Annotated in this window: 17 protein-coding genes; 3 read left to right on the forward strand and 14 right to left on the reverse strand. The window is 32.1% G+C overall.

Going from position 1 to position 12329, the window contains the following annotated elements; genetic code table 11:
* Nucleotides 1–27 precede the first annotated feature (27 nt).
* Complete coding sequence (locus tag PK35_RS07800) at nt 28–921, reverse strand: DUF72 domain-containing protein (protein WP_044626147.1); 894 nt, start codon at nt 919–921, stop codon at nt 28–30.
* Nucleotides 922–1039: 118 nt separating this feature from the next.
* Between PK35_RS07800 and PK35_RS07805 the strand changes: the two genes are divergently transcribed.
* Nucleotides 1040–1456, forward strand: a complete 417-nt coding sequence (locus PK35_RS07805; protein ID WP_044626148.1) for a hypothetical protein — start codon at nt 1040–1042, stop codon at nt 1454–1456.
* Between the two features lie 6 nt (nt 1457–1462).
* The gene (locus PK35_RS07810) at nt 1463–1909 is read left to right on the forward strand and encodes a hypothetical protein (protein ID WP_044626149.1); all 447 of its coding nucleotides are present in this window, start codon (nt 1463–1465) and stop codon (nt 1907–1909) included.
* On the opposite strand, the gene PK35_RS07815 is transcribed toward PK35_RS07810, so the two are convergent.
* The 6 genes from PK35_RS07815 to PK35_RS07840 form a co-directional block, all read right to left on the reverse strand.
* Nucleotides 1902–2582 carry a DUF2461 domain-containing protein gene (locus tag PK35_RS07815; protein ID WP_044626150.1) on the reverse strand — a complete coding sequence of 227 codons (681 nt, stop codon included), beginning with the start codon at nt 2580–2582 and terminating at the stop codon, nt 1902–1904. The genes PK35_RS07810 and PK35_RS07815 overlap by 8 nt on opposite strands.
* Nucleotides 2583–2658: 76 nt before the next feature.
* Entirely contained in the window at nt 2659–3216 is a 558-nt protein-coding gene (locus PK35_RS07820) for a hypothetical protein (protein WP_044626151.1), read from the reverse strand.
* 46 nt (nt 3217–3262) lie between these two features.
* Nucleotides 3263–3442, reverse strand: coding sequence for a hypothetical protein (locus PK35_RS07825; RefSeq protein ID WP_044626152.1), 180 nt, complete (start codon nt 3440–3442; stop codon nt 3263–3265).
* Nucleotides 3443–3492: 50 nt separating this feature from the next.
* Nucleotides 3493–3654, reverse strand: a complete 162-nt coding sequence (locus PK35_RS17385) for a DUF1328 domain-containing protein (protein ID WP_082048548.1) — start codon at nt 3652–3654, stop codon at nt 3493–3495.
* A 211-nt stretch (nt 3655–3865) separates the two neighbouring features.
* Complete coding sequence (locus PK35_RS07835; RefSeq protein ID WP_044626154.1) at nt 3866–4768, reverse strand: mechanosensitive ion channel family protein; 903 nt, start codon at nt 4766–4768, stop codon at nt 3866–3868.
* 55 nt (nt 4769–4823) lie between these two features.
* Complete coding sequence (locus tag PK35_RS07840; RefSeq protein ID WP_044626155.1) at nt 4824–5330, reverse strand: Dps family protein; 507 nt, start codon at nt 5328–5330, stop codon at nt 4824–4826.
* Nucleotides 5331–5586: 256 nt separating this feature from the next.
* On the opposite strand from PK35_RS07840, the gene PK35_RS07845 reads away from it, so the two are divergent.
* Nucleotides 5587–6150, forward strand: coding sequence for a phosphatase domain-containing putative toxin (locus PK35_RS07845; protein WP_052825928.1), 564 nt, complete (start codon nt 5587–5589; stop codon nt 6148–6150).
* Nucleotides 6151–6168: 18 nt separating this feature from the next.
* Here the strand turns inward: PK35_RS07845 and PK35_RS07850 are convergent, their stop codons facing one another.
* From PK35_RS07850 to hisC, 7 genes are all read right to left on the reverse strand, one after another.
* Nucleotides 6169–6957, reverse strand: coding sequence for a tRNA pseudouridine synthase A (locus PK35_RS07850; protein WP_044626156.1), 789 nt, complete (start codon nt 6955–6957; stop codon nt 6169–6171).
* Nucleotides 6958–7569, reverse strand: coding sequence for a bifunctional phosphoribosyl-AMP cyclohydrolase/phosphoribosyl-ATP diphosphatase HisIE (hisIE, locus tag PK35_RS07855; protein ID WP_082048549.1), 612 nt, complete (start codon nt 7567–7569; stop codon nt 6958–6960).
* 66 nt (nt 7570–7635) lie between these two features.
* Nucleotides 7636–8391 carry an imidazole glycerol phosphate synthase subunit HisF gene (hisF, locus tag PK35_RS07860; protein ID WP_044626158.1) on the reverse strand — a complete coding sequence of 252 codons (756 nt, stop codon included), beginning with the start codon at nt 8389–8391 and terminating at the stop codon, nt 7636–7638.
* A 108-nt stretch (nt 8392–8499) separates the two neighbouring features.
* The gene (hisA, locus tag PK35_RS07865; protein WP_044626159.1) at nt 8500–9243 is read right to left on the reverse strand and encodes a 1-(5-phosphoribosyl)-5-[(5-phosphoribosylamino)methylideneamino]imidazole-4-carboxamide isomerase; all 744 of its coding nucleotides are present in this window, start codon (nt 9241–9243) and stop codon (nt 8500–8502) included.
* A gap of 165 nt (nt 9244–9408) precedes the next feature.
* Entirely contained in the window at nt 9409–10002 is a 594-nt protein-coding gene (hisH, locus tag PK35_RS07870) for an imidazole glycerol phosphate synthase subunit HisH (RefSeq protein ID WP_044626160.1), read from the reverse strand.
* A gap of 79 nt (nt 10003–10081) precedes the next feature.
* Nucleotides 10082–11227, reverse strand: coding sequence for a bifunctional histidinol-phosphatase/imidazoleglycerol-phosphate dehydratase HisB (gene hisB / locus PK35_RS07875; RefSeq protein ID WP_044626161.1), 1146 nt, complete (start codon nt 11225–11227; stop codon nt 10082–10084).
* A gap of 1 nt (nt 11228) precedes the next feature.
* Nucleotides 11229–12275, reverse strand: a complete 1047-nt coding sequence (hisC, locus tag PK35_RS07880; protein ID WP_044626162.1) for a histidinol-phosphate transaminase — start codon at nt 12273–12275, stop codon at nt 11229–11231.
* Nucleotides 12276–12329 lie beyond the last annotated feature (54 nt).

The following is a 12329-nucleotide window of genomic DNA, read 5'->3' on the forward strand; positions in this document are numbered from 1 at the left end:
GATTTATATTTTGAAGTTTTATATGATTTAAAATAAATTTTGCTGTCCGTTACTATCGTCGTTGGGTATTTTTAGGTTGTAACCCATTTCATTATTAATCTTCTTAATTAAATATGCAGATAATAACGGTGATTCCTTCTCAATGTTTTGATGTACAAAAAAATCAATTTCTTTAATACCTTGATCTTTCCAAGTCTTTAAACGGGCTACCCAATCATCTAACCTCTTGTAATCACTTTCATGATTTGCGCCAACGTAGCGCACAAACGCCGTAGCATTAGTTAAACGCATGTGCATTAAATCGCGTCTGCCAGCGGTATCGACAATAATATTAGAAATGTTATTGGTTTCAAGTAACTGAAATAAATCTTCGGCCACAGCCTTATCGTTGTACCAATCGGTATGACGAAACTCTACCGCCAATGGTATTTCTTTTGGCCAATTTTCAATAAACGCAACTACCCTATCAAAATCTTTAGGTGCAAAATTGTTATGCATTTGTAAAAACACAGTGCCTAACTTTTCTTTTAAATTACTGGCATTGTATAAATAATTTTCAACAACTTGATCGGTTTCATTTAAACGCTTCCAATGACTGATTTCCTGATTCAATTTTGGAAAGAATTTAAAATTATCGGGTGTTTTATCGTACCAAGTAGCAAACTGTTCTGCTGGAAAAATTCTATAAAACGTAGCGTTTAATTCTATAGCATTAAATTGCGAAGAATAATATGCAAGTTCGTCTTTGGTGCCACGAGGATAAAACCCTTTTAAATCGGCTCTATTCCACTTGGCGCAACCCACATAAATTTCGGGAATATTATCATCTTTCACTATATTTAATACACGCTTAGTATCTGGATGATCGTTAGGTAAAGTAAAATCAATAATTTCGGGGTTTTCTACACTGCCAAACTTCATTTTTATTTTTTTGAATAAAGATATGAATTATGAATTGTTAATAAGGTGGTTAATAATTAAAATTAAGTAGCCGCATTAACGGGAGTTTAATTTATAATTTTATTAAAAACTCTTCAATATGAATACTAGAGATTTAAACCTCCAACGCATTCGCCCTGATGTTTCAACCACAACTATTAACGACAATATGAGCTCTGACGAGCGTTTTCAAAATATAGTTTTGCGACCCGTAATTAAACTGCAAAATGATTTGTTTATTGAAGTTTTTAGAAACTATATTGCAAAACACAAAAATGTATTTTACAGTTTAACACTTGAAAAACGTACCGATTATATTGAGAATGCCATACATAAAGATATGAAGTTTCGAAATTCGCTAAAAGGCATGGTAATTGGGCAGTTTACTACGGATGAATATTTGCTTTACATTAAAAATTCTTCGGCTTTAAATAAGCGTATGATGAATATTGTAAAAGAACGTTTGCTGAGTAATATTCAGTTATTCGAGAGACCTAACCTGCTTACAGCTATTTAAGTTTTAATGACTTTAAAAGAGCAACTTCTACAAGTTTGTGTAAAACGTGTAGAAAAACGTATTAGCGATTATAAAGAGGAAATTAATTTACTAAAAGAAGCTTTAGAAGAAGCAGATAAATCATCGGATGAAGATGATGATTCAGGAAATGGTAAGCTCTTTAATGATTTAGAAAAGAATATGAGCTACTTAAATGATGCTTTTAAAACTAAAGATTATTTAAAGCTTGTTAAAACCAATATTAACTTTACCGAAGCGGTTTTGGGTAGTATTGTAAAAACTGACAGCATTACCTTTTATATTGCTATTAGCTTGGGTAAAATTGAATGCGAACATCAAGAATTTTATGCGATATCTTTAAGTTCTCCAGTAGGCCAATTACTTAGAAATAAAAAGGTAAATGATACGTTTGAATTTAACCAAACTAAATATGTTATTCAAGAAATTAAATAAGCGATACGCCGTTTAAATCGGTGGTAAGCACGTCGCTCATATAATCGAAAAACGGACGAACAGCTTTAAAAGCAGAATCTACTTCAGCTATAAAATTATTACTTAAAACTTCTTTATCTGTGAAGTTTTTAGTAAAAATGTATTGTTTCTTCTTTATTAAATCTATTGCGCGATGTTCTTTACTAAAACCTTTTGGTGCAGTTTTAACTTCGTCGCCTACAAATGAATTTCCCCAAACACTATTCAAATCCTTATTTGCGAGAATATCGCGTATTTCTTGATCGTCCATTTCAAACTCTTTGCGAATACGTAATAAATCTTCTTTTGCAGGTTCCCAAAATCCTGTTGCAATAAAACTTTCGTTGTTAGGTTTTAAATGCAGATAATAACCACCACGCAATTGGGGTTTTACACGATGAAACGATCCTCCAAAATGCGTTTTATACGGCAATTTATTTTTAGAAAAACGCACATCGCGATAAATTCTAAATATTTTAAGCTTATCTACTTCGTCGTGCATATTTAAATTATTAAAAACCGCATTATAAAAGGTTTTAACTTCTTTTTCCACGGCTTTAAACTCTGGTTTGTTTTCGTTAAACCAGTCGCGATTATTGTTGTTTTCTAACTTATTTAAAAACTCGAATACAGAATTAGATAAAGTGATGCTCATATTTTTTTAGTTGTTGTTAAAAATACAAAAGTCCTGCAAAACGCAGGACTTTTTAAAGTTAATTTGAGTGTATTTATTACAAACTAGTTGCAGAAATTGTATAAGTTTTGGTTACAATTTTATCGGTATTTTTATCGTAATATTGAATTACGAAATCTCCATTAGGGTTAAAATAACCAATACCTGCATAATTTTCGTGATCGATTAAATAATTACCATTTGTAGTGTTAAAAGCTGAACTCGTTTTAATAAACTTGTTTTCTTCCGAGTTAAAAGCTATATCAAAACCTCTATCATTTGGTTTAAACAAATAGTCTTTATCACCAATTTTATAAAATGTTTTTTTGGTTAATAATTCATAGTTATCATCGCCATCATCATCAACCATTACCATTTTCTCTACTTTAGAAACCGAGTTTACACGATCTTGATTTACCTTGTTTTTATCTTTATCATCAAGTACTACCTGAGCGGTTTCACGTGTAACGACTTTTACTTTTTTCTCTGTAGTTTTTTCGCCATCTTTAATTTTAACGATTTTAACTTCGGTTTCCTCTTTGGCTTCATTATTTTTTTCTTGTGCAAATGCTGTTGTAGTTAACAAAATAGCGCACAAATACATTATATTTTTCATGTTTCTTTTCTTTTGAGATTAATAATTTAATATAGTGTTGAAACTATTATTTCTCAACCATATCTTCTACTTCATCTTCAACATCTTCAGCGGCATCACCTACATCATCGGCAACATCTTCAACGGTTTCTTCAATTTTTTCTCCAGTACTTTTTTCGTCTCTACATCCAATAAATGCAGTTGATACTGAGAATAATAAGGCGAATACTATAACTAATTTTTTCATGATTTTTAAATTTAAATGGTTAATAATTGATTGTGTTTTGTGGTTTGTTTTTACTTTCTAACTAATCCTTTTAAAAGGGATAAAACAAACAACACTAAGAATATAAAGAAGCATATTTTAGCAATTCCTGCTGATGCTCCAGCTATACCGCCAAAACCTAAAACTCCGGCTATAAGTGCAATGATTACAAATGTGATTGTCCAACGTAACATAATTTTAATTTTTAGTGAATTAATTTTAATAAGCTGAAGGTTTTCAACTCTACTCTAATTTTTAGAGAATTTGTAATTAAATAGCTATACTTTGTTTCTGTTTAAGAACCAGTGGTTTGCTATATTTACGAGGTTAAGATATCTGGCAGATGCTTTGTTAACATACTTTGTGATTAGCTCACAACAAATGTTAAATACTTTAAGAAGCTTATTAGTTATTTGAAAATTGCTTGTCTAAAACAGCATCATCAAAATTTAATTTGTTATTAAACTCAAGCGTTCTAATTGGGAACGGAATATTAATACCTGCTTTATCGTAAGCTTTTTTAATTTCAATAATAGCTTTACTTTTTGCTTTTAATTTTTCTAGCATACTTTCGGCATCAATCCAAAATCTACACAAGTAGTTTATTGAGCTATCACCAAATTCGGTATAATAAAACTCCACATTTTCTGGTGTTTTAACTTGACTAAATGTATTTGCTATGGTTTCTTTTGTGAGTTTTTCTACCAATTCTAAATCCGATTCGTAACCCACACCACAATTTAAAAACACACGCATTTTAGTGGTTAACGAGTAGTTCTTCAATGGGTTTTCAAGTATGGTTTTGTTAGGGATAATTACAATATTATTATCGGCTTCTTTTAAAGCGAATTCTTTTAGATTAACATCAATAACTTCGCCTGAATAACCACTAGTTTCTACCCAATTACCAATTTGAATACGTTTTCTAAAAGAGATTACAATACCCGCAAAAGTGTTTGATAGAGTACCTTGTAAAGCTAAACCAATAGCCAAACCAGCAACACCAGCACCTGCTAGTAACGAGGTAAGCATTTTGCTTAAATTTAAAATACCTAAGGCTAAAAACAAGCCTGTTAAAACAATAATGACAGCAGAAATTTTAGCAATCATATTTGAAATTGATTGTTGTTTTACGCGCTTATTTACAAGTTTTAAAACTATTTTTTTAATGTAAGTCGCAATAAAGTAAGACGCCACCATTACTACAATGGCTAAAATTAAATTTGGTATGTTTTGTATTATAGCACTTAACCAACCTTGGAGTTTATTAATTAAATTGGTAAATGCTTCTGAAATTGTATTTTGCATAATTTGGAAATTTTAGTGTTTGAGTATTTGTTTTCGTTTTAATAAACTGAAAACATTATTCAACTTCGGCTAATCTGGATTCTAAAGTTTGTGAGGTGCTTTTACTCCACGCATCCAGCATCCAACTCGATTTTTCAAGCTCACGAATATAAGCTCCAATTAAATCGATAGTTCCTTCGTCGTTTACTTTTTCGGCAACTTCAATAACCTTCCCCATTTGTTTTAAAATCAATTTATGGTCGTTTATGGTTTCAGTAACCATATCCATATCGGTTTTAATTGGTGCGACTTCAGCAATTGACGAGACTCGTAAATAATCGCTAAACTTGCTCATTGGATGATATCTAAGCGTTAAAATACGCTCAGCGATTTCATCAATTTTTACGCGGGCATCATTGTAAAGCTCTTCAAACTTCACGTGCAGATCAAAGAAATTTTTTCCTAAAACATTCCAGTGATTGCTTCTAATTTTCTGATAATAAATATGATAATCTGCTAGCAGAATATTTAGTTCTACAACAACAGTTAATAATTCCTCATCTTTCATATTCAAATAACTCATAATATTTTCTGTTTTTTTTGTTCAACTGTTATCAATATAAGTTCAACAGTAATTTTGTCAAGGCATTTAACAGCCTTTAACGACATTAAGTTTTATTTAACTTAAATTATGTTAATAAAAATTGGAGTTGTTAATTTATTTAAGAAGAATCTCTTATAGCTCTTAAAGTGATAATTGCTATTGTAATAACTTAAAAAGATGAATTAAAAGAAGTAATTTTAGCACTATAAATTCGTTATCATCTAAATTTTCATTTATGAAACATCAATTGTTTGCTGCTGTTTTTTCCGCTTTTACTTTTATGATGAATGCGCAACATATTGAAGCTGTAAAACAAGAATCAAGAAACTTTAAACGATTTTATAAGGTTTCGGATAGTATTTACCGATCGGAACAACCTAGTAAAAAAGGATTTTCTGAAATTGAAACGATGGGAATTAAAACTGTTTTAAATTTTAGACGAAAATGGGACGACAGCAACAAAGCAAAACACACGGATTTAATTTTAAAGCACGTAAAACTAAAATCTAAAACACTAACTGAAGCTGAAGTTTTACAAGTTTTAAAAATTATTGATAAGGCTGAAAAACCTTTACTGATTCATTGCTGGCACGGATCCGACAGAACTGGAGTCATGATTGCTGCATACAGAATAATTTTTGAAAATTGGAGTAAAACAGATGCCATTAACGAATTTAGAAAATCAGAATTTGGATATCATGAAAACTGGTACCCCAATTTAATTGACATTTTAAATAATTTAAATGTTTCTAAAATTCAATCGGATTTAGGAATTGATAAAAAACGTTTCTTCGAGTGAATTTGTATAGAGAAGTAATTATAAAAAATCAACCTTATTTAAAATCAACCCTGAAGCTGGCGCAATAAAGTTCATTTTTACTGTATTATTGGGTTCTAAACTCGCTTTTATATCTTTTAAAGATAGTTTTCCTTTTCCTAAATCGAATAAAGTCCCCATCATTAACCGAATTTGATTACGCATAAATCCTTTACCACGAACCCGTAAAATATAAGTTTTTTCAGGAAAATAATTAGCCGTATAAATAGTGTTTTCAATAAGCTCGCAAGTATCTATAATTCGGGTATAAATTCCTTTATCGGTGGGTTTATAGCAATAGGCTTTTAAGTAATGTTCTCCTTCAAACAACTTTGCGCCTTGTTTCATAATTTCAATATCTAAATCATCTAAAATAGTTGTCATTATGGGCGCACAAAACGGATGACATTTTTCACCATAAGTGAATAAATACAGATATTCTTTTGTTTTTGGATGATTAATAATGTTGAATTTCTCATCAACTTCCTTAATAGCTAAAGCACGAATATCTTGCGGAAGATTGTAATTGAAAAGATTTAAAAAAACGTCTAAATCTTCAATCTCATGCCGAAGAAACAACTCGAACGTTGCATTTTCAGCTGAAACCATCGCATCGGTTCTTCCTGAAACTAAAGTTTTAAAATACTTACCTTCAAGGATGTAATTTAGGGTTCTATCGACCATAAGGTGTAAGGTTTTTACATTCGGTTGTTTTTGCCAACCATGAAACCGATACCCTAAATATTGAAAATTTATTAAGTAATAATATTTTTTTGGTTGAAACTGCACCTATTTGTGTCTACCTTTTAATTCTGCTTCAATATCTTTTAAAGTAAAGCCTTTTGCTTGTAATAACATTAAATAGTGGAATAATAAATCGGCCGATTCATATAAGAATAACTCATCATTATTATCCATAGCTTCAATAACCGTTTCAACAGCTTCTTCGCCTACTTTTTGTGCAACTTTATTTATGCCTTTTGAAAATAAACTCGCCACATAAGACTTTGCGGTGTCTTTGTTAGCAACACGTTCTGCAATAACAGTTTCTAAGGTTGAAAAGAATCCGAAGTTTGATGTGTTTTTTTCTTTCCAACACGTATCTGTTCCGGTATGACACGTTGGACCAACTGGATTGACTTGAATTAACAACGAATCGTTATCGCAGTCATTTTTAATATCCACCAAGTTTAAGAAGTTACCACTCTCCTCACCTTTCGTCCATAAACGCTGCTTACTTCGGCTAAAAAAAGTTACTTTTTTAGTTTTTAAAGTTTTTTGATAAGCTTCTTCATTCATATAACCCAACATTAATACATTTTTTGTTGTAGCATCTTGAATTATTGCCGGTACTAAGCCGTTGTTATCGTATTTTATTGTCATTTTAATCGTTATTGTCATTGCGAATCGCGTAGCGATGTGGCAATCTATTAAACAGATTACGTCGTCATACTTCCTCGTAATGACTTATAATCGCACTTCAATATTATGTTTTTTTAATTCTTTTTTCAATTCTGGGATAGGAATTTCACCAAAATGAAACACACTAGCCGCTAAAGCAGCATCCGATTTGCCTTCATTAAATGTATCAACAAAATGCTGTACATTTCCTGCTCCACCCGATGCAATAATAGGGATATTTAAGTTTTCAGACAATTGTGACAAAGCTTCGTTTGCAAAACCTGCTTTAGTACCATCATGATCCATTGAAGTAAATAAAATTTCTCCTGCACCACGGGTTTCAACTTCTTTTGCCCATTCAAATAAATCGATTTCTGTTGGAATGGTGCCTCCTGCTAAATGCACTTTCCAGTTTCCATCAACTTGCTTCGCGTCAATAGCAACCACAACACACTGACTACCAAACTTGTTAACTAATTCGTTAACCAATTCTGGTCGTTTTACTGCTGAAGAATTGATAGATACTTTATCGGCACCGCATTTTAAAAGGGCATCAACGTGTTCAATAGACGAAATACCACCACCAACCGTAAACGGAATATTAACTTGTTCGGCAACATGAGTAACCATATCTAAAGTGGTTCCTCTGTTTTCTAAAGTTGCTGCAATGTCTAGAAACACAAGCTCGTCTGCACCAACTTCGGCGTATTGTTTAGCGAGTTCTACAGGATCGCCCGCATCACGTAAATCGACAAAATTTACGCCTTTTACGGTGCGACCGTTTTTAATATCTAGACAGGGTATGATTCTTTTTGTGAGCATAATTTTTACATCTCCGTTAGTTCGAGTGATGCGATTTTATGAGCATTGTATCGAGAACTATGACTTCTCGATACAATTTTTCGTACCTCAAAATCACTCGAAGTGACGTTAATTATTTAAAATATATTCTTCTAACTGTTTTAAACTGATTTTATTCTCATAAATCGCTTTTCCTATGATGGTGCCTTCACAACCTAGTTCGGCGAGTTTTGGTAATTCATCAAATTTTGAAATACCTCCAGAGGCGATTAATTTTAAAGATTCTTCGCTTCGCTCTGAATGACATTCGTTCAACATCTTTTTATACAAATCGAATGAAGGACCTTGCAACATACCGTCCTTAGCAATATCTGTACAAATAACATAGCTTACACCTTTACTCATATAATTTTGAACAAACGGAATAAGTTCTTCATCACTTTCTTCTAACCAACCGCTAATGGCGATTTTTTCGTTATTTGCGTCAGCGCCTAAAATAATTTTATCGCTACCGTACTTAGATAACCAACTTTCAAAAACTTCTGGTTTTTTAACAGCAATACTACCGCCTGTAATTTGTTTTGCGCCTGATTCAAACGCAATTCTTAAATCATTATCGGTTTTAAGTCCGCCACCAAAATCAATCTTTAAATTGGTTTTAGTCGCAATAGTTTCTAAAACTTTGTGGTTAACAATATGACTTGCTTTAGCTCCATCTAAATCCACTAAATGCAAGTATTCAATACCATGAGCTTCGTATTGTTTCGCTATTTCTAACGGATTTTCGTTGTATATTTTTTTCGTGTTATAATCACCTTTCGATAATCTAACACATTTACCGTCTATAATATCTATGGCTGGTATTATTCTCATGTTCTAATATTAAATATTTGAAGTCTGATATTAAAAGTTAATTTAGAAATCATTTTATTATTTTTTATTCTGATTTTGCTTAGCAGTATTAATAGAAGCCACTGTCATGGCCAGTAATTGCTTTCCTTCAGAAATAAGTTTCAAAATTTCATTAACTACTAATATCTAACTTTTAACCTCTAACTTTAAGAAGTTTTTTAAAATTTTTTCACCTTCCTTTCCGCTTTTCTCTGGATGAAATTGAACTCCGTAAAAATTTTCATGTTGTAATGCAGATGCATAATTAATTTCATAATCGGTAGCGGCAATGGTTTCGTTGCAATGTTCAGCATAAAAACTGTGTACCAAATACATATATTCGTTTTCTTTAATGTCTTTGAATAAATCAGATTTTAAATCTTTTATAACATTCCAGCCCGTTTGAGGCACTTTTACATTATTTGAAAAGCGTTTTACATTAGTTTGAAAAATGCCTAAACCATTTGTGTTGCCTTCTTCGGTATGTAAACACATAAGTTGCATACCCAAACAAATACCTAAAACCGGTTGTTTTAAATTCGGAATTAAAGTGTCTAAGCCACTTTCTTTAAGCATTTTCATCGCAGAACTTGCTTCGCCAACACCTGGAAAAATCACTTTATCGGCTGCTTTAATTTCTTCAGCATTATTTGATAAAACGGCATCAACACCCAAACGTTTAAAAGCAAATTGTATGCTTTTTATGTTTCCTGCGCCGTAATCTATTATAACTAATTTCAAAATTCTAAATATTAAAAGTTAAATATCAGAAGTTAAAAGTCAGTTCTTACTTTATTCCTCTAATATTTAATATTGTATTTTACAACATTCCCTTTGTGCTAGGTAAAAACATTTTGTTGGCATCACGTTTTACCGCCATTTTCATGGCTTTGGCAAAGGCTTTAAAAATGCCTTCAATTTTATGATGTTCGTTAACGCCTTCGGCCTTTACATTTAAATTACACTTTGCACCATCGGTAAAGGATTTGAATAGGTGATAAAACATTTCGGTTGGCATATCTCCTATTTTTTCACGTTTAAATTCGGCATCCCATTCTAGCCAGTTTCGGCCACCAAAATCTACCGCAACTTGCGCTAAGCAATCGTCCATTGGTAAACAGAAACCGTAACGCTCGATACCCAATTTATTTCCTAAAGCCTTGTGAAATAGTTCACCCAAAGCAATCATGGTATCTTCAATAGTATGGTGTTCGTCAACTTCTAGATCGCCATTTACTTTTATGGTTAAATCCATAGCACCATGACGCCCAATTTGGTCTAACATATGATCGAAAAACGATAAACCTGTATCAATATCGTTTTTACCCGAACCATCAAGATTTAATTTGATGTAAATTTGAGTTTCATTGGTGTTACGTGTAATTTCTGAAACTCTGTCTTTTAACTTTAAAAACTCATAGATTTCTTTCCAATCGGTACTCGTTAAAGCAATACAATCTAAAATATCTTGTTTAGAAGATTCTATTTCATCGGCTCCTAATTCGGGATCTTCAGACAAATAAATACCCTTTGCGCCAAGGTTTTTAGCCAACTCCATATCGGTAATTCTATCACCTAAAACAAACGAATTTTCTAGATCATATTTTTCTTTATCGAAATACTGCGTTAATAAACCCGTTCTTGGTTTGCGAGTCTCGGCATTTTCATGCGGAAACGTTTTGTCAATGTGAATAGCTGTAAACGTAACACCTTCTTTTTTAAACGCATCAATAATTTTATTTTGCGCAGGCCAAAACGTGTCTTCCGGAAAGGAATCGGTTCCTAAACCATCTTGATTTGTAACCATAACCAATTCAAAATCTAATTCGCTGGCTATTTTAGCCATGTATTGAAATACTTTTGGATAGAATTCTAGTTTTTCAAGACTGTCTAATTGATAATCTACAGGTGGCTCTAGTACTAAAGTGCCGTCTCTGTCTATAAATAATACTTTTGTTTTGCTCATGTTAGTCTAATTCTTTTAACGCCTTAATTAAAACTTCATTTTCAGTGTCTGTTCCAACAGTAAAACGCAATGTGTTTTCACAAAGTGGTTGTGTGGTTCGGTTTCTAATTACAATACCTTTTTCGAGTAACTGATTGTAACGTTTTGTAGCATCATCAACACGTGCTAACACAAAATTAGCTTCGGTTGGGAAAATAGTTTCTACAAAATTGATGTTATTTAAAGCTTCAATTAAAATATTGCGCTCTTTTAAAACCGAATTAACCTCATTTTTCACCACTTCTAAATCAGAAATACGCTCAAAAGCTCGTTTTTGTGTGAGCTCATTGACATTATACGGCGGTTTAATTTTATTTAAAATTGAAGTAATTTCCGCGGAAGCATAACACAACCCTAATCGAATTCCTGCTAAACCGTAGGCTTTTGATAGCGTTTGCGTAACAATTAAATTTGGATAATTAATTAATTCTGATATCCAACTTTGCTGATTTGAAAAATCGATATACGCTTCATCAATCACCACCAGACCATTAAATTTTTCGAGTAGTATTTTGATTTTTTCTGAAGTGATTAAATTTCCAGTTGGGTTATTTGGCGAACAAATGAAAAGCATTTTAGAATTATCATCAATGGCTTCTAAAATAGCATCAACATTCGGTTGAAAATCATTATGTAATTCAACTTTACGTTCTTCAACTTCGTTTAAATTCGCTAAAACCGTGTACATGCCGTATGTTGGCGGCAAGGTTATAATGTTGTCTTTTTTAGGATCGCAAAAAGCTCTGAATAGCAAATCTAAAACTTCATCACTGCCATTTCCTAATAAAATCTGATTTTCAGAAATGCTTTTCTGCTCCGCTAAAACTGTTTTTAACGAACGTTGTAGCGGATCTGGATAACGGTTTACACCATTTTCAAAGGGATTTTCGTTGGCATCTAAAAAAATCATTTTAGAACCATCGGAAACATATTCGTCTCGTGCCGAACTATAGGCTTTCATTGCTTTTACGTTCTCACGAATTATATTTTGTAAATTGAAGTTGTTCATTTTATTTATTCGGAATGGTCACACTGAGCGCAGTCGAAGTGTTTTTATTAATTC

Origin of the sequence: Neotamlana nanhaiensis (assembly GCF_000943555.1) — a bacterium.
GTDB lineage: Bacteria > Bacteroidota > Bacteroidia > Flavobacteriales > Flavobacteriaceae > Neotamlana > Neotamlana nanhaiensis.